We start from the raw sequence: 19,962 nt of genomic DNA, 5'->3' as shown, positions 1-19,962 counted from the left end.
ACCCATCAAGCCGAAAGCGCCACCGTCCCCGGTGCCGCCTTGTCGGCCAAAAAGGCCGGAAGCGCCGCCTCCTCGACCGGACGTGAGAAATAGTAGCCCTGCAGGTGATCGCAGCCGCAAAGCCGCAGGATGACTGCCTCTTCCTCGGTCTCGATGCCCTCCGCGGTTACCGGAATATCCAGGGCTGCAGCGAGTGCCAGCGTCGCCTGCAGCATGTCGCGGCCGCTTGGACCATCTTCCAGCGCCCGGATCATCGAGCGATCGAGCTTCAGCCGATCAAAACCGAACTGGCGCAAATACCCAATGCTGGAAAAGCCGGCACCAAAATCGTCGAGCGCCATGCGAACGCCGAGCCCGTTGAGCGCGCCGATCATGCGACGGGCCTGTTCCGGATTGTGGATGAAGTAACCCTCGGTGACTTCAAGCGTCACAGATGACGGGCGCACGCCGCTTTCCTCAAGCAGGCGCGACACCTTCGGGATGAAGAACGGATTGCGGAACTGTGCCGGTGACACATTGATCGAAATACCGATCTGCGGCCAGCTGCGAACTACCCGCAGCGCCTCTTCCATGACAAACAAACCGAGTTTGTCGATCAGCCCCGTCGTCTCGGCCAGCGGAATGAAGATATCGGGCGACACCATACCCATCACCGGCGATTTCCAGCGCAACAAGGCTTCAAGGCCGATGATCGCATAGGATCCTGCATCGACCACGGGCTGGTAGACGACGTAGAACTCATCGGACTGAATACCTGAGCGCAGGGCAGCTTCCAGCGCCTTGCGCTCGGCGAGCACTGCGTCCATATCGGCATCGTACGCAATGGCACGGCCGCGCCCCTCTGCCTTGGCCTTGTACATGGCGATGTCTGCCCGCCGCAGCAGTTCCTCCGCGTCAACCGCGCCAAGCGCCGAGATCGCGGTGCCGATGCTGACTCCGACCACCACCACGAGATCGCCGATCACGAAGGGCTCCGAGAAGAAGTCGAGGATATGCATCTCCAGCGACGGCTTATCCGCGTCGCCAAGTTTTACCGGTATCCCGATCGCAAACTCATCGCCACCAAGACGGGCGAGAAGACCACCTTCCGGCACCAGATGCGAGAGGCCGACCGACACGCTCTTGATCAGGCGGTCGCCCGTCGCATGTCCATAGACATCGTTGACCTCCTTGAATCCGTCCATATCGAGATAGAACAGCATGACATCCGTGCGATGGTCCTCGGCATCATCGATCATGGCCTGCAGACCATCGAACAGGCCCACCCGGTTCCTGAGGCCGCTCAACCGGTCCTTCAGCGCCATCCTGCGCGCCGCGATCTCATCGCCGCGCAACCGGGCGATAACTGCTCCGCCGGCGATCACAAGAAGAATGACAAAAACACCGACGACGGATATGGCCAGCAGGACATAGGGGCGAACCTGATGGTAGCTGACGTCTCCAGGCTTCTGCGCAATCCATGCAAGGCCGGCGATCAGATCGCCCGCAGGATCCTTGATCAGGGCGGCACCGGGATGAACGTTTGCGGCATCGACGAGGCGCAGGTCCTGGATGAGATAGGTTTTCGCGATCTCAGCAATCTTGTCCTGATCGAGATGGCGAATGAAGACCAGTTGCTGCAGCCGGTCGCTCGGAACGGACACATCGGCCGACGCTGCCCGGATCGTCGAAACACCGACAACCGCCACGCCTTCCCTGGTTTGCACGAAACCAGCCGTCTCCGCGTTATCGCTCATGCCGGCGTCACGCACCGTCTTCATCATCACGCGGAAGGCGGGTGACAGAAATTCCGATGGAGGCACGGTAAACCGAACCCCGCGCTGATAAGCCATGACCACCGTGTTACTCGGGCCGAGCAGATAGGCGGTGTCGAAGAGGTCTGAAGCCTCACTGGCAAGACCGAAATTCTCGATGATCCAATCTTCCGAATCCGGTGCATAGACCGCACGCGCCGCATCGTCCCAGACGGCATAATCATGCATGGTCGTCGCCATCTGATTACGCATCATGGCAAGCGCGCCGGACATGGCCTGGCGGGAGCGGCTTTCATCGAGCGCATTGGTGGTGGAGGCAACAGTGCGCAACGCCGTCAGCACGATGGCCATCACGACAACGACGACCAGCGCAAACGAAACCAGCAGAAGCAGCACGACGTTCTGCCGCTTCAGGCCCATGATATTCTGAAGGATATTCGATAGTCTGCGCATCAAGTACTCCGGATGCGCCCACCCTGCCAGAAAATGCATTCCAAAATCTTTACGCCAGCCCCTTGAAAAAGGGGTATCTAATGTGTTCCACCCAACAATTGGAGCTTCGCCTTTGCATCATCTGCGCGCAGGACAAGCCGTTCGCTGCCGATGATGCGGGGCCAATCGGCCTCCGAGGCCAGTACCACCGGGCAATGGACGCCATAAAGTTCAGCCGCCACCATGGCGCCGACGGTGACGATCGCATCGCGCGTCATCAGCACGATGCCGGCCGGCCCCGTTCCCCGGCGGATCGCTTCCGCCAAAACGGAACTGCCGGAACTGGAGCCTCGCCCGGCCTTCATCACGAGAACCGTCCCCGTCATGATCTGATCCCTCTGCGGGTGCCACTGGTCGATGATCCTGCCTGTGGCCGAATCCAGCCCGCCCCAGAAGCTCAGCGGCTCGGACAGCACGAAGGCCGGTCCCTCGGCCGACCCGGCGGCCAGTGTGACAGCATCGATCGTTTCGCTCACAGCCGCACCACCTTCCCCGCCCGCGCCGAAGCCATGCATTCGGCGAGCGAACCGAAAGCGATGTCGATGCCGATATTGCCGGGCGCGTAATAGGCCATCTTGCCGGAATTGGTCATGATCGCGCCGGACATGTCGCGCATGATCGCAGTGACATAGGTGCAGGTGTCGATGACGAGCGTCGCCCCCTGTGCCTCCAGAATATCTTTCCAGCCACGGGCAGCCAGTTCTTCGAGAACGCCGCGATTGGTGTTGATGTAGATGTGAACGACAGGCTTTTCGCCCTCGACCAACGGCATGAGACGGGCGAATTCCTCAAACGAAAAGTGCGGTGTTCCGAGGCTGACGCCGACCAGCGGCGTGCCATCCGGCACGGTCGAAAGATTGCGAACCGTTGCGCGCAGATCGTCGGCCGTGAGACGGATCGTCTCGTCCGGCGCATGTCCCTGAAACGCGGCCTCGACGGTCGGTGCCTCCGGCGTCAGGCCGACGGCATGGAACAGGGCCACAGCACCCGAGGAAGCTGCAACGGCGCCGAGCGCCTTCAGGTCGTCCTCCTGCGTGTAAGCAGGCAGGCCGGTGATCACAGGAACCAGGCTGCCGCAGCGCTTGCCGACCGCGTGGCCGACGGCGACGCAGACCGGCCCGGTATCGGTCCACTCCTCCGGCAGGCTTTCAATCTCGACCAGAACCCGCGCGCGCCGCTTATCCGGGATATGCAGTCCGTAATACGGCGCTCTGCCCGTAAGCGCACAACAGAGATCGATGAAATCGCCATAGCGGTTTGTCCGCGCGCCAATGACCGAATTGGCAAAGACGATGGCGTTGGATTCCGCCCAGGCGATCTGTGCCCCGAAACGGGGTTTGAAGATCGTCTGATAGGGCGCACAGGTAAATGTCGGCATGCAGCCGAGTTCTTCATGCGCCTTCATCAGCCGCGCGCCATTGGTGCCGATCTCGCGGTCACCGTGAAACAGTTCGGGATGGATGAGATCGACCGATCCGACATTGAGCGTGGTCGGCACCCGGACACGGCCCCTGAGTTGCACCAGATGCTCGACAAAATCGAGGCTGACCTGACCGAGGTAAAGACAGCCATCGATATGCGCGCCGTCGATATCGATGAAGCTTTCGGCGCCGACCGCTTCCGCGAAGCGGGTGAGCAGGCGCATGCAGAAGGCGGCGGCCTCGCCGTGGGCGCCGTCCAGAAGGTCTTTGTCGAGGGAAGAGAGACGAAGGGCCATGGGAAACAAATAGTACCTAAACTACTTCGCTATGGTTTTCGGCCACCGAATATTTGAAGCTCACTTAGAACGGTTACGTTCGATCAGTTCAGTGAGCAATTCTTCTCTTTTGGCACTCCACATAGCTGTTGATCTATCAAGCAGCTTGCGACGCTTCCAGAAGAAATAACCTGCAACAACAATTGGACCATTCAGCAGGCCACTCCAAGAGTTACCCCAGTCTCCATCAGTAAAACGAATCAGCAGGTATGCGCCGATTGTCATAACCTCAACAATTCCACCCCAGATCAATGCCTCGCGAATGGCAATTCCCATCAACGCGGACCGCTCACTGGCAGTCAACCGCGTCAGTCCCATCCGCCCCTGAATATCCAAGGAGCGATCCCAAGTTTCGCGGAGCTCCAAGTCTGCTTGAGATCGTTCGTCACTTTCGTCGACTCGCTTCATAAAGCTCTCTCTCTGAATGCTGGCCCTGACAGGCAGTCCGTCTTATCAGTTCGGCAGTCCGCAATCACCTGCAGAAACCGCTGAAGATTTTCCGAAAGAAGAGCTTGCGTGCCGGGTTCCGCCAGGATTGCCGTGCGCTGCTCGACTGTCTTGCCGAGGAGATTGATGCGGAAAAAGCTCTCGTCTACCAGCCGGACCGATATAGTCTTCAGGACCTCGGTCAAGGCGGCCAGCGCATCATCTCCGCGATGGGAGGCGTGGACGAGCATGACCGGCTTGTGCGGGATTTCGTCGCGCGACACCAGCCAGTCGAGCGCATTCTTCAGACCGCCGGGAATGCCATGGGCATATTCCGGCGAGGCGACGATCAGGCCATCGGCGGCACGGATTTTCGCGGCCAGCGCCAGAACCGACGCCGGCATATCGTCGGCCTCGCGATCCGGATTGAAGATCGGCAGATCGCCGATCAACTCGCAGATTTCGATGGTGATATCGGCTGGCGCGATATCACGGAGCGCTTCGAGCAGGGCGCGATTGCTGGATGCCTTTCGCAGGCTGCCGCAGAGCGCATAGAGAACAAGCGGGCGGGGCATCGGCATCTCCGGGGCAGAATCACCCCGGCCATGATGCAGTTTGACGCTCACCTGTCATCCCGGCTTGTGGTTGCCCTTCGGGAATTGTTCGGCCAGCTCCTTGTACCAGTGGCCGCTCTTCTTGATGGTGCGGACCTGCGTCTCGTAATCGACATGGACGATGCCGAAGCGCATCTTGTAGCCTTCCGCCCATTCGAAATTGTCCATCAGGCTCCAGGCGAAATAGCCCTTCATCGGATAGCCTTCGGTAATCAGATCGGCCACGACGGAAAGATGCTCGGCGACATAGTCGAGGCGCGGCTGGTCAACGACCACGCCGTCTTCGACACCCATATTGTAGGCGGCACCATTCTCGGTGATGTAGCAATCCGGCAGCGCGTAACGCTCGTTGACGGTGCGGATGAGATCGCCCAGCGCCTGCGGGAACACCTCCCAGCCGATATCGGTCTTGACATCGCTCAGCGGCTTGGCGCTGACAGTGGCGGGGAATTCCGCACCTTCCGCCGGATCATGGCTGACACGCATCGGCGTGTAATAGTTGACGCCCCACCAGTCGGTCTTCTGGCTGATCGTCTCCATGTCGCCATCCTCGATCGCCGGCATGCGGTGACCGAGCGCCGAGAGGAAGCTTTCGGGATATTCGCCCTTGAAGATCGGGCCGAAGAAAACGCCATTGTGGAAATCGAAGGCGCGCTCGGCGGCAGCCTTGTCCTCGGCGCTATCGCTGCCGGCGTAGATGTGCATCGGGTTGATGACGATGCCGACGGGCAGGTTCGGCTGCGCCTCGCGCACCGTGGCAACGCCCAGACCGTGGGCGAGATTGGTGAAATGCAGTGCGTGGAGCGCCGCATCCATGTTGCGCTCGCCCGGCGCATGGATGCCGTAGAGATGGCTCAGCCAGACCGAGCACCAGGGCTCGTTGAAGGTCCCGACCGCATCGAGACGGTCGCCCAGCCGGGCCATCACAGTCTTGGCGTAACGCTGATAGGCATAGGCGGTGGTGCGCGCGGTCCAGCCACCGTCGCCCATCAGCGCCAGCGGCAGGTCCCAGTGATAGAGCGTCGCGAAGGCCTTGATGTTGCGCGCCTTCAGACCGTCAACGAGGCGATCGTAGAAATCCAGACCCTTCTCGTTGATCGGCCCGGTGCCTTCCGGAATGATCCGCGGCCAGGCGATGGAGAAGCGATAGGCATCGACACCGAGGCTCTTGATCAGGTCGAGATCTTCTTCCAGCCGGTTATAGTGATCGCAGGCGATATCGCCATTGTCGCGATTGTGCACCCGGCCCGGCATGTTGGAAAACGCATCCCAGATCGACGGCTTGCGGCCATCAGCCTTGGAGGCACCCTCGATCTGGAAAGAAGCCGTTGCCACGCCGAAAATGAAATCGCCGGGGAAACGCTCGGCCAGTTTTTTTGCTTCGATCATCGTCGTTCTCTTCGGATTGCGCGGGGTACAACGGAGGTATTCCGCGTCAGTCTGGAAATCTGAAACGTTGCAGTAATCCGGAAAGACCAAAAGTCAACCGCAGAATCGTCGAGAACTGTGTCGCCCTGCCATTTTACCGGCAGGGCGAATTTCGTTGAGGCGCTGTAGCGATCAGACCTTCACCCAAGCACCATTGCGCTTCGATGACTGGACGCAGGCATCGACGAACACCATGCCCTTCATGCCATCGTCGATTGTCGGATAGATGACAGCCGGATCGACCGCTTCACCCTTGCGCTTTGCAAAGATCGCGCGGGCGGCTTCGGTGTAGATGTTGGCGAAGCCTTCGAGATAGCCTTCCGGATGGCCCGACGGGATGCGGGAGACGCGGGCGGCAGCAGGGCCGGCACCGGCGCCGGCGCGGGTGACCAGGCGCTTCGGCTCGCCGAACGGCGTGTACCACAGATAGTTCGGATCCTTCTGGGTCCATTCGAGGCCACCCTTGGTGCCGTAGACGCGGACCATCAGGCCGTTTTCATGACCCGGAGCCACCTGGCTGCACCAGAGCATGCCCTTCGCCCGCTGGCCGTCCTTGGCCTTGAAGCGCATCATCACATGGGCATTGTCATCCAGCGCGCGGCCATCGACGAAGCTGTCGAGATCGGACGCCAGTTCTTCCAGTTCCAGGCCAGACACGAAGGCACCGAGGTTATAGGCATGCGTGCCTATATCGCCGGTCGAACCACCGGCGCCCGACTTCGACGGGTCCGTGCGCCAGGAGGCCTGCTTTTGGCCGGACTGCTCGATGTTCTCGGTCAGCCAGTCCTGCGGATATTCCATCTGGACGAGGCGCACGGCGCCGATATCGCCATTGGCGACCATTTCGCGGGCTTGGCGGACCATCGGATAACCGGTGTAATTGTGGGTCAGCACGAACAGCGCATCGCTCTCGTCGGCCAGCTTCTTCAGCTTTTTCGCATCGGACAGCGTCGAGGTCAGCGGCTTGTCGCAGATGACGTGGATGCCGCGCTTCAGAAACTCCTTGGCGGCTTCGTAATGGACATGGTTCGGCGTCACGATCGCAACGGCCTCGATGCCGTTCTTCAGCTTGGCTTCGCGGATCGCCATTTCCTTGAAATCGGAATAGCTGCGCGAGGGGTCGAGCCCGAGTTCGCGGCCGGAGGCCTGCGCCTTTTCCGGCGTCGACGACAGGGCGCCGGCGACCAGTTCGAAATGATCGTCAAGACGGGCGGCCATGCGATGAACCGCGCCGATGAACGCGCCGGAACCACCGCCAACCATGCCGAGGCGGATGCGCTTTTCGCGGGTGTCCGAAGAGCTTCCTTCGATTGCCATAGAGTGTCTCCCTTGGATTTTGTTGTGCGGATAAAGCCTCTCGTCCGCGCCCGACTTTGACGGAAATTGGCGGGCACCTCCTCCCTTTCGACAGGGAAAGAGACAAGCGGCTAACTCTGTCGTCCCCTCTGCCCGTCGAAACAGGGAGAGGGGCAATCCCGAGCTGTCGGTATGCCCCTCATCCGCCCTTCGGGCACCTTCTCCCCGCAGGCGGGGAGAAGGGGAAATCACAGCCCCAGCATGCGCCGGTTGGCGGCGTCGTCGGTGCCGGCATCGGCGAAGTCGTCGAAGGCCTTTTCGGTGACGCGGATGATGTGGTGCTTGACGAATTCGGCGCCTTCACGGGCACCGTCTTCCGGGTGCTTCAGCGCGCATTCCCACTCGACCACGGCCCAGCCGTCGAAATCGTTGGCCGTCAGCTTCGAGAAGATGGCGCCGAAATCGACCTGGCCATCGCCCGGCGATCGGAAACGGCCGGCCCGGTTGACCCAGCCTTGATAGCCGCCATAGACGCCCTGGCGTCCCGTCGGGTTGAACTCGGCATCCTTGACGTGGAACATCTTGATGCGCTCGTGGTAGATATCGATGTGATCGAGATAATCCAGGCACTGGAGAATGTAGTGCGAGGGATCATAGAGCATGTTGGCACGCGCGTGGTTGCCGACGCGTTCGAGGAACATCTCGAAGGTGATGCCGTCATGCAGGTCTTCGCCGGGGTGGATCTCGTAGGCGACATCGACGCCGCAATCCTCGGCATGGTCAAGGATCGGCTTCCAGCGGCGGGCGAGTTCGTCAAAGGCGGTTTCAACCAGGCCAGCGGGGCGCTGCGGCCAGGGATACATGAACGGCCAAGCAAGCGCGCCCGAGAACGTCGCATGTGCCTTGATGCCCAGATGCTTGGACGCCGTCAGCGCCATCTTGACCTGCTCGACCGCCCATTCCTGCCGTGCCTTGGGATTGCCACGCACTTCCGGCGCTGCAAAGCCGTCGAAGGCCTCGTCGTAGACGGGATTGACCGCGACCAACTGCCCCTGAAGGTGGGTCGAAAGCTCTGTCACCTCGATGCCGTTCTCGCGCGCCTTGCCGGCAAATTCGTCGCAATACGTCTTGGATTCGGCGGCCTTCTTGAGGTCGAAAAGCTGACCGGCCCAGGTTGGCACCTGAACACCGATATAGCCGCAATCCGCCGCCCATTTGGTGATCGAATCCCATGAGTTGAAGGGGGCCGCATCGCCCGCGAACTGCCCCAGGAAAAGTGCCGGGCCTTTGATGGTCTTCATCTGTCGTCTCCTCCTTCGACGGTCGCCGCTCATCCCCGGCCAACCAAGATTCTTCTTAAAACTATTTTTGCGGTACGTACATCTAACAGCAGTCTCTAAACCTGAAACGTTGCAGCGCGGCTGAAAGCTATCATGTTTGAGCGAGGGGACAATCCGGCGCGTGCTGAAAATTTTGAAAAAATCCGCGCCAAAAGAAAAACTGCCCGCAGCATCAAGCCGCGGGCAGCGCAGGCATCACATCCGGATCAGAACGGGGAATCCGGGAAGTAGTAGTTGGCCGCGTTCTCCTTGGTGATGAGCGTCGCGTCGATCGTGTAGGTGCCGGAGACCGGAACCTGATCGTAGAGGGCGGCAGCCGTCATTTCCATGGCGGTACCGACCATTGCCGGCGGATAGAGAACGTCGACCGGGATCATCTTGTCTCCGTCCATGACCTTCTTGATCATGTCCTTCGAACCGGCGCCGGCAACGACATACTGGATGTCGGTGCGCTTGGCCTGCTCGATAGCCTGCAGCACGCCGACAGCCATGTCGTCGTCCTGGCACCAGACCACGTCGATCTTCGGGTACTTGGTCAGGTAGTCCTGCATGACCTTGAAGGCGTCGTCGCGGTTCCAGTTGCCGAACTGGCGGTCGAGAACCTTGACGTTGGAGCCTTCGATGCCCTTGTCGAAACCATCCTGGCGCTGCTGATCGATCGGGATCGGCAGGCCTCGGATGATGACGACTTCAGCGTCCGGCGTTGTCTTCTTGATGTATTCGCCGGCAGTCTGGCCGAGCGCCGGATTGTTACCGGCGACGTAGAGGTCGCGGATCGTGCTGTCGTTGACGCTCGGCGCGCGGTCGACGATCGTCACGAACTTGCCGGCGTCCTTGACTTCCTTGATGGCGTTGACCAGCGGATCCGGATCGGACGGCAGGATAACCAGCGCATCGATGCCCTGAACCGCAAGGTCCTGCACGGCGTTGGCCTGGGTTGCCGGATCCGGCGACGTCTTGACGATGACGTTGAGGCCCGGATGGGCAGCCATCAAGAGCTTGGCGACGCGTTCGGCGTGAAACACGACACCGGCGGTCCAGCCATGGTCGGCCGCGGGGATCGAAACGCCGATCGTCTTGGTATCCTGCGCCTGCACGGTGCCGGCGAAGGCCAGAGCCAGCGCCGCAACGGTCAGGCTCAACAGTTTCTTACGCATGTTTATCCTCCCAAATATCAGGTCCACCTTTCGGGGCCGGGCGACCTGTTGAACCCGGCTCTCTCTTCCCCGCAATTCCAGCAAAACCGCTTCACACGCTTGCTGGAATTGCCTGGCCTCACGATTTCCGAACCAGCGAGCGCTGGACGAGCATCGCAATGATGATGATCGAGCCCTGAATGGCGCCGATCAGATATTCGCTGATGAAATTGGACAGCAGCATGATGTTGCCGACCAGTTCGAGAATGAAGGCGCCGCAGATCGTGCCCCAGACACGCCCGGCGCCGCCCTTCAGCGCCGTGCCACCGACGACGACGGCGGTGATCGCCTGCAGTTCCCAAAGGATGCCGGTGGTGGCCGATGTCGACCCGAGACGTGGAACATAGAGAAGGACGGCAATCGCGACACAGAGCCCCTGGATGACGAAGGCGATGGTGCGCACGCGATTGACCGGGATACCGGAATAGCGCGCGACATCCGAATTGGAGCCGACGGCGACCACATGACGGCCATAGCGGGTGCGATAGAGTACGAACGCGGCAACGGCAGTCACGGCGAGGATCACGACGATCGGAACCGGAACACCCAGAATGGAACCGAAATAGGCCGGACGGTACAGGGTCTGAAGCTCGGGCTCGCGCAGCGTGATCGCGCCACCTTGCGACAACCAGGTGGTCAGGCCGCGATAGATGCCCATCGTGCCGAGCGTGGCGATGAAGGGCTCGATCCGGCCGACGGTGGTGATCAGGCCGTTGAGAAGTCCGCAGCCCGCACCGATGATGACGGTGAGAACGACTGCCGCCGTCAGCATCAGCGCGGGATCCGCGATTGCACCTGAATTCATGAAGAGGATCATGAGAGATGCGACGAAGGCGACCATGGAACCGACCGACAGGTCGAGGTCTCCCGACGAGATCACGAAGGTCGCGCCGACGGCGATGATGGCGATGAATGCACTGCGCGTCGCGACATTGGCGAGATTGGTCAGGCCGATGAAATTCGGATTGACGAGCGCACCGACGATCAACAGCAGCACCAGTGCGGCGAAGGGTGCGACCGCCCTTAGATCGATATCCCGCCAGCTGCGGCGCCGGATCTCCCTGCTTTCCTCGTTCACGCTCATGTCCAAACCTGCCTCCCGATCCCATTATCCCTGGGAATTGCTTCTTGACTGCCGATGCGCCAGGCGCTTTCAGGCAGCCGCTTTTTTCTTCAAGCCCGCCGCGTAGCGCATGATCTCCTGCTCGGAGATTTCGTCGCCTTCCAGCATGCCGACGATCTGGCCCTCTCGCATCACGGCGACGCGAGTGCACAGACCGATAACCTCCGGCATTTCCGACGACACGACGATGATCGAGCGGCCGTCGCGAGCAAGCGCCGAAATGAAATGATAAATCTGCTGCTTGGTGCCGACATCGATGCCGCGTGTCGGCTCATCGATGATGATGATGTCCGGCTCCGTCTCCATGACCTTGGCAAGCAGCAGCTTCTGCTGGTTGCCACCCGACATGCGGCGCGCGGCGACACTTCCGTCGCGCACGCGGATATCGAACCGCCGACGGGCGCGCTCCAGCGCCGAGGCCTCGCTGGACGGGCTGAGATAACCGAACTTGCCATGCTTATCGAGCGACTGTAGCGTCAGGTTGGCCATCATGCCGGAATTGAGCAGCAGGCCCTTGGACTTGCGGTCCTTGGTCATGTAGGCGAGCCCGCAACGGTTCGCGGCGTGGACATCGCCGGACAACACGGCCTCACCCTTGATGACCACCTCACCCGCCGTCCTTGGCCGCAAGCCGGCGATCGCTTCCATCAACTCGGTACGTCCGGAGCCGATCATGCCGGAAAAGCCGATGATCTCACCCTTGCGGACATCGAAGCTGGCATCCTGGACATAGCCGGTCGACAGGCCTTTGACACTCAGCGCGGTTTCCTCATCGACATTCGGCTCACTCTTGGCCGGATAGAGGCTGGACAGTTCGCGGCCGACCATCAACTGGGCGATCGCCTCGCCATCCAAGATCGCGGTGCGCGAGGTCTTGATCCACTGGCCATCGCGCAGCACTGTGACGCGATCCGTCAGTTCCATGACCTCATCAAGCTTGTGCGACACGAAGACGAAACTCGTGCCCTGATCGCGCAGCTTGCGCACCTGCCGGAACAGGAAATTGGTTTCCTCGCGAGACAGGACCGCCGTCGGTTCATCCATGAACACGACGCGCGCATCGCGGCTGATCGCCTTGGCGATTTCGACCATCTGCTTGTCGGCGATGGATAACGAACTGATCATCGCATTCTCATCGACATGCGAGCCGAGCAGATCGAGGACGCGACGCGCTTCCGAGCGCATGTATTTGCGGTCCAGAACACCGAAGCGCGTCACCTCGCGACCGAGGAACAGGCTCTCGGTCACCGTCAGGTGTTCGGCCAGATTGAATTCCTGATGGATGATGACAATGCCCAGCGCTTCGGCCGCGCCATTCGGCGGCAGCTTGATCGGATTGCCATCGAGAAGGATTTCGCCGGAAGTCGGCTGTTCGAAGCCGGAGAGGATTTTGACCAGGGTCGACTTCCCCGCGCCATTCTCGCCCATGAGGGCATGGATTTCGCCGGCGCGCAGATCGAAATCGACACTGAAGAGAACCTGCACGCCGTTGAACGACTTGCTGATACGCCGCGCGGACAACACTGTGGTGCCGGCGTCGACGGACTCCGAATTCATGCTTGCCTCCCTGCGGCTCCCATCCGCTTGAGGACCTATGTAAACCTTTACATTTGTCATGTAAAGGTTTACATCATTGGATAACGCAGAATTTCTGGGGGCGGGCTTTGACCTCCCGGAGCTTGTGTGTAGTGTCCCGCGCAGACGAGACCCAAGGCAGACCCGTGTCGAATTCCACGCCCGCAACAATCGAAGATGTCGCCCGGATTGCCGAGGTTTCGATCGCGACTGTTTCGCGCGCCATTCACACGCCGGAGAAGGTTGCAAACTCGACGCGCCTGAAGGTCAACCAGGCGATTGCCATCACCGGTTACACGACCAATGCGATGGCGCGCAGCCTCCGGCTCGGCCGGTCGAACATGATTCTCGTCGTGGCGCCTGACATCGGCGACCCCAATTTTTCCAACATCCTTGTCGGCCTTGAGAACGAGGCGCGGTCGCATGGCTATGGCGTACTGATCGGCCATACGCAGAACGACGCCCAGCGTGGTCTGGAATATCTGAAGTTCCTCAATTCCAACCAGGCGGCGGGGTTGATCCTGTTTACCGGTATCCTGCCCTTCGGACACCAGACGATGACGGCACGCCTGCCGCCCAGCGTCGGCGTGTTCGAGCCTGTGTTCAACGGCGGCATTCCCTATGTCGGCGTCGACGATATCGAGGGCGCGCGCAAGGTAGTCGATCTTCTGATATCCGAGGGCCATCGCAAGATCGCCTTCATCGGCGATTCACGAACGCGGCTTGCCTACGGACGGCGCCGGCAGGGGTATGAGGCCGGATTGAACGCCGCCAATGTGCCGGCGGACCTGCGCATCGTCTTCGAAGGCGACGGCACAATCGAAAGCGGACGACTGGCCGTGGAGCAGCTTTTCATGCGCGACACGCTGCCGACCGCCTTCATGTGCGTCAACGACCAGACGGCGATCGGCGTGATGATCGGCCTCGGCGGGCGCGGCTATGATATTCCGCGGGATTTTTCGGTCACCGGCTTCGATGACGTGCCACAGGCGAGTTTCATGTCACCGGCGCTGACCACGATCCGCCAACCGCGCACGTTGATCGGCAAGCATGCGATGGCGTTGCTGCTGGAACTGCTCTCCGACGGAAAGCCGGCCGAAACGGAAATCCTGCTTCGGCCGGATTTGATCGTGCGGAATTCTGTCGCGGCACCATCCCGCCAGTGGACGGCGAAGCGATAGATGCGCTCCGCCCCGTGCCCCCTTAAGCCGCGCGTCGGCGTGGGGCTGTGCGGCTGCCGCCCTGCACCGAATGCGACCGCTCGGAAACCGTGAACTGGCTCGCCAACTGCTTCAGGCTCATGCTGACACGCATCAAATTGTGCGTCGCGGCCGCCGTCTCTTCCACCATAGCCGCGTTCTGCTGCGTCATCTGGTCCATGCCGGTGACGGCGGTGTTGATCTCGGCGATACCGACGGCCTGCTCCCGTGCCGATCCTGCAATCGCATCGATATGCTCGTTGATGTGATTGACCTGCTCACCGATCGTGCGCAAAGCCTCGCCGGTGCTGTTGACGAGTGAGACGCCGGTGAGGACATCCTCGAACGACTTGTCGATCAGCGACTTGATTTCCTTGGCGGCATCGGCGGATTTCTGCGCCAGTTCGCGCACTTCCTGCGCGACAACGGCAAAACCCTTGCCTGCCTCGCCTGCCCTCGCCGCCTCAACGCCGGCGTTCAGTGCCAGGAGATTGGTCTGGAACGAGATCTGGTCGATAACGCTGATGATCTGGGTGATCTTGCGCGAGGACTCTTCGATGGCGCTCATTGCGAAAACAGCCTTCTCGACCACTTCGCCGGATCGCTTCGCTTCCTCGGTCGCCGTGCGAACCACGCGCCGCGCATCTTCGGTGCGGATCGCAGCTTCCTTCGAAATCGTGGTGATCTCTTCCAGCGCCGCGGCAGTCTCTTCCAGGGAGGCCGCTTGCTGCTCCGTGCGCCGCGCCATGTCGTCGGTTGCCGAAACCAGTTCGGAGGCGTTGCTCGATGTTTCTTCTGCACCAGCGACGATCGCTCCGAGCGTCTGGTCGAGCGTCGAAAGCGCGGAGTTGAAATTGGATTTCAGATTGTCGAATTTCGGCGCGAGTGCTGCATCGATATGCGCAGTCAGGTTGCCACCGGCAAGACCGTTGAGCGAGACATCCAGTGCCGAGAGGGCATCGTCCTGCTGGTCGGAGAGGGCCTTGCGTTCAACTTCCGCCTTCACCCGTTCGTCCTGCAGGGCTTCCAGATAAACGGAAATCGCATAGTCCATGTCAACGAAAGCGGCCTTCATGATCGCCGTGATATCGCTGCTGACAGCCTTGGCTTTCTGGCGATGCAGGAAGCCCTGCAGATGGTTTTCAACAACGTTCTTGATGATCGTTTCCATGATCAGCGCATAACCGCCAATATACCAGCGTGGCTCAAGACCGAGGCGGGCATGGGTCTTGCCGATCGTGGTAACGGCTGCGACATAGTCGCCGTCGAGATTGCCCGACGCGATCTTGTCCCAATGACGCACCTGCCGTGCCTTCGCGCTTTTGACATGTGCTTCGCTGGAAAAGAATTTCGCTGTCTCCGGATGAGCCGTCGCCTTGACGTAGAACTTGTCGAGGGCGCTATCGAGGGAGGCCGAAATCACGGGCTGCGCCTTGGCGAGAATCGCCCGCTCTTCGGCGCCGAGACCGACAAAATCGAGCCGTTCGTTGAGTTGTTTTGTCAGAGCAGAAGTACCAGTCATGCCTGATATCCTTTGGTGTAGAAGGAGGGACATGCGGGCTGCTTATTCGACATCATGTCGGCAGAGAAAGGCGCGGTGTAACGAGAGGTAGAACCGCGTGGTTAAAAATGTCTTTACGGCCCTATAGCAATTCTACTCCCTCACTCTTAGTAATATATTGTTTTATAAGGATAAAAATTTTATTTTAGTTCAACCTTATTCGCGCTGCGCGAAATGTCGCATAGGAGAAAAGTCTAAAACTACACGGAATGGGCGCAAACAAAAAAAGGGCGCCGTAGCGCCCTTCCGTTTTTCTCCGCTTGCGAAAGCCTATCAAACGTAACGGTTGACGATGTTTTCGAGTAGCTCCTGCTTGCCGGATTTCGGCTGAGGGTTGATGTCCCTGGTCTCGACATAATGGGCGATCTCGTCCAGCGAATAGCCACCGCTCAGAAGCTTCTGGCTCTCGGCGGAATCCCAGCCGGCATAGCGTTCGGCCAGCGGCGCGGAGAGTGCCTTGTCTTCGATCATCTTGGCGGCAGCCTTCAGGCCACGAGCGCAGCAATCCATGCCGCCGATGTGACCGATCAGCAGGTCTGCCGGATCGAGCGACTGGCGGCGCAGCTTGGCGTCGAAATTGGTGCCGCCGGTCTTGAAGCCGCCGCCTGCGAGCACGTGGTAATAGGCCAGCGCCATTTCCGGCACGTTGTTGGGGAACTGGTCGGTATCCCAGCCGGACTGGTAGTCGTTGCGGTTCATGTCGATCGAGCCGAAAATGCCGAGCGCATTGGCGAGCGCCAGTTCATGCTCGAAGGAATGGCCGGCAAGGATCGCATGACCCTGCTCGATATTGACCTTCACTTCGTTTTCAAGGCCGTTCTTCTTGAGGAAGCCGTACACGGTTGCGACGTCGTAGTCGTACTGATGCTTGGTCGGCTCCTGCGGCTTCGGCTCGATCAGGATCGTGCCCTTGTAGCCGATCTTGTGCTTGTACTCGACGACGAGGTTGAGGAAGCGGCCGAGCTGATCGAGTTCGCGCTTCAGATCGGTGTTCAGCAGGGTTTCATAGCCTTCACGGCCGCCCCAGAGGACGTAGTTCTCGCCGCCGAGCTTCTGCGTCGCGTCCATGCAGGTCTTCACGGTCGCGGCTGAGAAGGCAAAGACATCCGGATCCGGATTGGTCGCCGCACCCGACATGAAGCGGCGGTTGGAGAAGAGGTTAGCCGTGCCCCAGAGCAACTTGACGCCGGTCGCAGCCTGCTTCTCAGCGAAGTAATCGACGATCTCGTTGAGGTTCTTGGTGTTCTCGGCGAAGTTCTTGCCTTCCGGACGCACGTCGGCATCGTGGAAGCAGTAGTAGGGAACGCCGAGCAGCGAGAAGAATTCGAAAGCGACGTCAGCCTTGAGTTTGGCGGCCTTCATCGTGTCTTCGAACCAGGGGCGCAGGAAGGTCTGGCCGCCGAAGGGATCGCCGCCCGGCCAGGTGAACGTGTGCCAATAGGCAACCGCGAAACGCAGATGATCTTCCATCCGCTTGCCCAGCACGATCTCGTCCGGCTGGTAATAGCGATAGGCCAGCGGGTTGGTGCTGTCTGGGCCTTCATATTTGATTTTGGCGATATCGCCGAAGAAACCGGTGCTCATGTGTATCTCCGTGGTGGTTTTGTCAGTGTGGTGAGGGGCGACTAAAGCGTCGCGGATTTGATCGCCGGATAGAGGCGGCGGTAGCGCTGGTAGGCGTCCTCGTAGGCGCCGGACAGGGAGGCATCCGGCTGAACGGTTTCGGCCGTTGCGGGCGCGGTGAAGACCGACAGCGGATCGGCGTTGGTGGCGGCGACCAGACCGAGGCGGGCGGCGCCGAAGGCGGCACCGAAATCGCCATCGGCGGGAACATCGACCGGCAGGCTGAGCGCCGTGGCGATCGATTTCAGCCAGTAGCGCGAGCGCGAGCCACCGCCGATGGCTGTGACGCGGGACAGGTTGGTGCCGGCAGCCTTCAGGGCTTCGAGGCTGTCGCGGAGCGCAAAGGAGACGCCTTCCAACACGGCCTGGGTCAGCACGACGCGACTGCTTTCATGGCCCAGACCGGCAAAGACCCCGCGAATGGCGGCATCGTTGTGCGGCGTGCGTTCGCCGGAAAGATAGGGCAGGAAGGTGACACCCGAGGGGGCCTTCAGCGCGTCGCCCAGTTCCGAGGTCAATTCAGCGGCGCTCTTGCCGGTGACGCCGGAATGCCAGTTCAGCGCGTCGGTGGCCGACAGGATGACGCCCATCTGGTGCCAGGTGTTCGGGAGCGCGTGGCAGAAGGCGTGAACGGCGCTTTCCGGGTTCGGCAGATAGCTGGAATTGGCGGCGAACAGCACGCCGGAGGTGCCGAGAGAGACGAAAGCGTGGCCCTCGCCGACCGTGCCCATGCCGCAGGCCGAGGCCGCATTGTCCCCTGCCCCGCCGGCGACGACGACATTGGCGCCCATGCCCCATTTGGCGGCCAGATCGCCCTTCAGCGTGCCACCCTGCTCGGTACCCTCGACCAGATCCGGCATCTGCCGCCGCTCGAGGCCGGTTGCGGAGAGCAGGCTGTCCGACCAGGCGCGTTTTCCGGTGTCGAGCCAGGACGTGCCAGCCGAATCCGACATTTCGGAAATGTGCTCACCGGTCAGCCACAGACGCAGATAATCCTTCGGCAGAAGGACCCAGCGGACCTTGGCGAAGATGTCCGGTTCGTTTTCGGCGATCCAGACGAGTTTCGGCGCGGTGAAACCGGGGAAGACGATGTTGCCTGTCAGGGCGCGGAATTGCGGATCGGCATCAAGCTTTGCAGCCTGCACCGCGCTGCGGGTGTCGTTCCAGAGGATGCAGGGGCGCAGGACCTTGTCCTGGTCATCGAGCAGGGTGGCGCCATGCATGTGACCGGACAGGCCGATTCCCTTGACCGCAGCCAGTTCCTTCGGGTGCGACACCTTCAACCCGGCAATCGCCTCTTCCGTGGCGCGTACCCACTGGGCCGGATCCTGTTCGGACCAGCCCGGATGCGGCCGGGAAACATCCATGGCACCGGAGGCCGAGCCGACAACCTTCTGGTCGCCGTCGATCAACAATGCCTTCACCCCGGATGTGCCGAGGTCCAAACCGAGATACATGCTGGTCTCCCTAGTCTTCTTCGCCCTGTGCGGGCTCCTGGTTACTGCCCCGGTCAAGGGGCGTATCTGCCGCGGCATCCTGCTCGAACGGCAGGTTGTCCTTGAGGAAGATGTCGATCCGGATGCGTTCCTGCGCGCCGAATACGGCAACGCCGTCCGCCTTGGCTTTCAATACGCGGATGGCGCTGCGCACTTCGTGGCCCGCATCCTGGTTCAGAACCGCATCGATCAGGCCGTCGTTCAGCGCAGCCCGCGTATGCGGCGTTAATTCATGGGCGATGACACAGATGTGCGCCTTACCGGCGCGCTTCTTCAAGGCGGCGATCAGGCCCCTGTTGCCGGCACCGAGACTGTAGATGCCGGCAATCCCTTCCTGACTGGTCAGCAAATCATCGATCAGCCGCTCAACCTGCGCCGGATCGTCCTGCCCTTCGAGAACAGGCTGCAGGGCATGGCCGGGGAAATCCTGGTCCATCACCGCGCGGAAGCCATCGAGACGCTCGCGATGGTCGCGAACCAGCATCGAGCCGGCAAGTACCGCGACCGATCCGCTCTGCCCACCGAGAAACCGGCCCATCAGGCTGCCGGCCGTGCGGCCCGCCGCGACGTTGTCGACGCCGGCGAAATGATCGCGCTGTGAGCCGGGAAGATCCGACACCAACGTGACGACCGGAATGCGCGCCGCGCGCAACCGGTTGACGGCGGCGATCACATCGGGGGAATCGATCGCCACGACCGCGACGCCCGCTGGAGCCGCAGCCTGGGCCTCGTCCAAAGCCGCGACCAGTGCCTCGGCATTGAAGGCCGGAACAGAGACAATGGAAATTGAGGTACGCTCAACCGGCGACCGGGCGATCGCCGCGCGCACCTGCGCTTCCAGCCCGCGCATGAACGAATTGTCGCCGGCCGGCAGAATGAAGATGAAGGGATAGACGCGGCTCTTGGCGAGGTTGGCGGCGGCGACATCTCTGACGTACCCGATGCGCTCGATTGCCTGCTCGACCTTTTCACGCGTCACTGAGCGGACACCGGCGCGCTGGTTCAAAACGCGGTCGACGGTGGCCAGGCTGACGCCTGCAGCAGCAGCGATATCGTGAACTGTCGGGCGCATGTTTCCTCCGG

The 19,962-nt window shown here is 61.0% G+C and carries 15 protein-coding genes and 1 pseudogene; 1 reads left to right on the top strand and 15 read right to left on the bottom strand.

From position 1 onward, the window contains the following. Positions 1–5: 5 nt before the first annotated feature. The 11 genes from ASG68_RS14735 to ASG68_RS14685 form a co-directional block, all read right to left on the bottom strand. A complete protein-coding gene (locus ASG68_RS14735) occupies positions 6–2,207 on the bottom strand; it encodes a putative bifunctional diguanylate cyclase/phosphodiesterase (RefSeq protein ID WP_062583909.1) in 2,202 nt (733 codons plus the stop codon). Between the two features lie 77 nt (positions 2,208–2,284). Further along, positions 2,285–2,722: an aconitase X swivel domain-containing protein gene (locus ASG68_RS14730; RefSeq protein ID WP_062609924.1), complete on the bottom strand. Its 438-nt coding sequence runs from the start codon at positions 2,720–2,722 to the stop codon at positions 2,285–2,287. Then, positions 2,719–3,963 (bottom strand): aconitase X, encoded by a 1,245-nt coding sequence (locus tag ASG68_RS14725; protein ID WP_062583908.1) that lies wholly within the window; start codon positions 3,961–3,963, stop codon positions 2,719–2,721. Before ASG68_RS14725 ends, ASG68_RS14730 begins: the two co-directional genes overlap by 4 nt. A gap of 60 nt (positions 3,964–4,023) precedes the next feature. Beyond that, positions 4,024–4,410, bottom strand: coding sequence for a hypothetical protein (locus ASG68_RS14720; RefSeq protein ID WP_062583907.1), 387 nt, complete (start codon positions 4,408–4,410; stop codon positions 4,024–4,026). Then, entirely contained in the window at positions 4,407–5,003 is a 597-nt protein-coding gene (locus tag ASG68_RS14715) for an NADPH-dependent FMN reductase (RefSeq protein WP_082478444.1), read from the bottom strand. The genes ASG68_RS14720 and ASG68_RS14715 overlap by 4 nt, the downstream gene beginning before the upstream one ends. A gap of 54 nt (positions 5,004–5,057) precedes the next feature. Further along, entirely contained in the window at positions 5,058–6,431 is a 1,374-nt protein-coding gene (locus ASG68_RS14710; protein ID WP_062583906.1) for a GH1 family beta-glucosidase, read from the bottom strand. 171 nt (positions 6,432–6,602) lie between these two features. Continuing rightward, positions 6,603–7,787, bottom strand: coding sequence for a Gfo/Idh/MocA family protein (locus tag ASG68_RS14705; protein WP_062583905.1), 1,185 nt, complete (start codon positions 7,785–7,787; stop codon positions 6,603–6,605). Positions 7,788–8,014: 227 nt separating this feature from the next. After that, the gene (locus tag ASG68_RS14700) at positions 8,015–9,067 is read right to left on the bottom strand and encodes a sugar phosphate isomerase/epimerase family protein (RefSeq protein WP_062583904.1); all 1,053 of its coding nucleotides are present in this window, start codon (positions 9,065–9,067) and stop codon (positions 8,015–8,017) included. Between the two features lie 245 nt (positions 9,068–9,312). Further along, a complete protein-coding gene (locus tag ASG68_RS14695) occupies positions 9,313–10,263 on the bottom strand; it encodes a substrate-binding domain-containing protein (protein ID WP_062583903.1) in 951 nt (316 codons plus the stop codon). 118 nt (positions 10,264–10,381) lie between these two features. Then, positions 10,382–11,386: an ABC transporter permease gene (locus ASG68_RS14690; RefSeq protein WP_062583902.1), complete on the bottom strand. Its 1,005-nt coding sequence runs from the start codon at positions 11,384–11,386 to the stop codon at positions 10,382–10,384. Between the two features lie 69 nt (positions 11,387–11,455). Next, complete coding sequence (locus ASG68_RS14685) at positions 11,456–12,982, bottom strand: sugar ABC transporter ATP-binding protein (RefSeq protein ID WP_062583901.1); 1,527 nt, start codon at positions 12,980–12,982, stop codon at positions 11,456–11,458. Between the two features lie 164 nt (positions 12,983–13,146). Between ASG68_RS14685 and ASG68_RS14680 the strand changes: the two genes are divergently transcribed. Beyond that, a complete protein-coding gene (locus ASG68_RS14680) occupies positions 13,147–14,181 on the top strand; it encodes a LacI family DNA-binding transcriptional regulator (protein ID WP_062583900.1) in 1,035 nt (344 codons plus the stop codon). 22 nt (positions 14,182–14,203) lie between these two features. On the opposite strand, the gene ASG68_RS14675 is transcribed toward ASG68_RS14680, so the two are convergent. The 4 genes and pseudogenes from ASG68_RS14675 to ASG68_RS14660 form a co-directional block, all read right to left on the bottom strand. Beyond that, positions 14,204–15,721, bottom strand: a complete 1,518-nt coding sequence (locus ASG68_RS14675) for a globin-coupled sensor protein (protein ID WP_062583899.1) — start codon at positions 15,719–15,721, stop codon at positions 14,204–14,206. Positions 15,722–16,033: 312 nt separating this feature from the next. After that, positions 16,034–17,344: a xylose isomerase gene (xylA, locus tag ASG68_RS14670; RefSeq protein WP_062583898.1), complete on the bottom strand. Its 1,311-nt coding sequence runs from the start codon at positions 17,342–17,344 to the stop codon at positions 16,034–16,036. A gap of 41 nt (positions 17,345–17,385) precedes the next feature. Then, a complete protein-coding gene (gene xylB / locus ASG68_RS14665) occupies positions 17,386–18,840 on the bottom strand; it encodes a xylulokinase (protein ID WP_062583897.1) in 1,455 nt (484 codons plus the stop codon). Positions 18,841–18,928: 88 nt separating this feature from the next. Continuing rightward, positions 18,929–19,951, bottom strand: a pseudogene (locus ASG68_RS14660) (LacI family DNA-binding transcriptional regulator); the annotation flags it as partial. Positions 19,952–19,962: the final 11 nt, after the last annotated feature.

Origin of the sequence: Rhizobium sp. Leaf453 (genome assembly GCF_001425605.1) — a bacterium.
Taxonomy (GTDB): domain Bacteria; phylum Pseudomonadota; class Alphaproteobacteria; order Rhizobiales; family Rhizobiaceae; genus Pararhizobium.
The sequence above is the reverse complement of the archived record's forward strand: the minus strand, read 5'-3'. Positions and strand labels throughout refer to the sequence as shown.

Bases quoted from the DNA above. Each gene is read 5' to 3' on its own strand.
- ASG68_RS14735 (WP_062583909.1), bottom strand. From the start codon at position 2,207: ATGCGCAGACTATCGAATATCCTTCAGAATATCATGGGCCTGAAGCGG.
- ASG68_RS14725 (WP_062583908.1), bottom strand. From the start codon at position 3,963: ATGGCCCTTCGTCTCTCTTCCCTCGACAAAGACCTTCTGGACGGCGCC.
- ASG68_RS14720 (WP_062583907.1), bottom strand. From the start codon at position 4,410: ATGAAGCGAGTCGACGAAAGTGACGAACGATCTCAAGCAGACTTGGAG.
- ASG68_RS14715 (WP_082478444.1), bottom strand. From the start codon at position 5,003: ATGCCCCGCCCGCTTGTTCTCTATGCGCTCTGCGGCAGCCTGCGAAAG.
- ASG68_RS14710 (WP_062583906.1), bottom strand. From the start codon at position 6,431: ATGATCGAAGCAAAAAAACTGGCCGAGCGTTTCCCCGGCGATTTCATT.
- ASG68_RS14705 (WP_062583905.1), bottom strand. From the start codon at position 7,787: ATGGCAATCGAAGGAAGCTCTTCGGACACCCGCGAAAAGCGCATCCGC.
- ASG68_RS14700 (WP_062583904.1), bottom strand. From the start codon at position 9,067: ATGAAGACCATCAAAGGCCCGGCACTTTTCCTGGGGCAGTTCGCGGGC.
- ASG68_RS14695 (WP_062583903.1), bottom strand. From the start codon at position 10,263: ATGCGTAAGAAACTGTTGAGCCTGACCGTTGCGGCGCTGGCTCTGGCC.
- ASG68_RS14690 (WP_062583902.1), bottom strand. From the start codon at position 11,386: ATGAGCGTGAACGAGGAAAGCAGGGAGATCCGGCGCCGCAGCTGGCGG.
- ASG68_RS14685 (WP_062583901.1), bottom strand. From the start codon at position 12,982: ATGAATTCGGAGTCCGTCGACGCCGGCACCACAGTGTTGTCCGCGCGG.
- ASG68_RS14675 (WP_062583899.1), bottom strand. From the start codon at position 15,721: ATGACTGGTACTTCTGCTCTGACAAAACAACTCAACGAACGGCTCGAT.
- xylA (WP_062583898.1), bottom strand. From the start codon at position 17,344: ATGAGCACCGGTTTCTTCGGCGATATCGCCAAAATCAAATATGAAGGC.
- xylB (WP_062583897.1), bottom strand. From the start codon at position 18,840: ATGTATCTCGGTTTGGACCTCGGCACATCCGGGGTGAAGGCATTGTTG.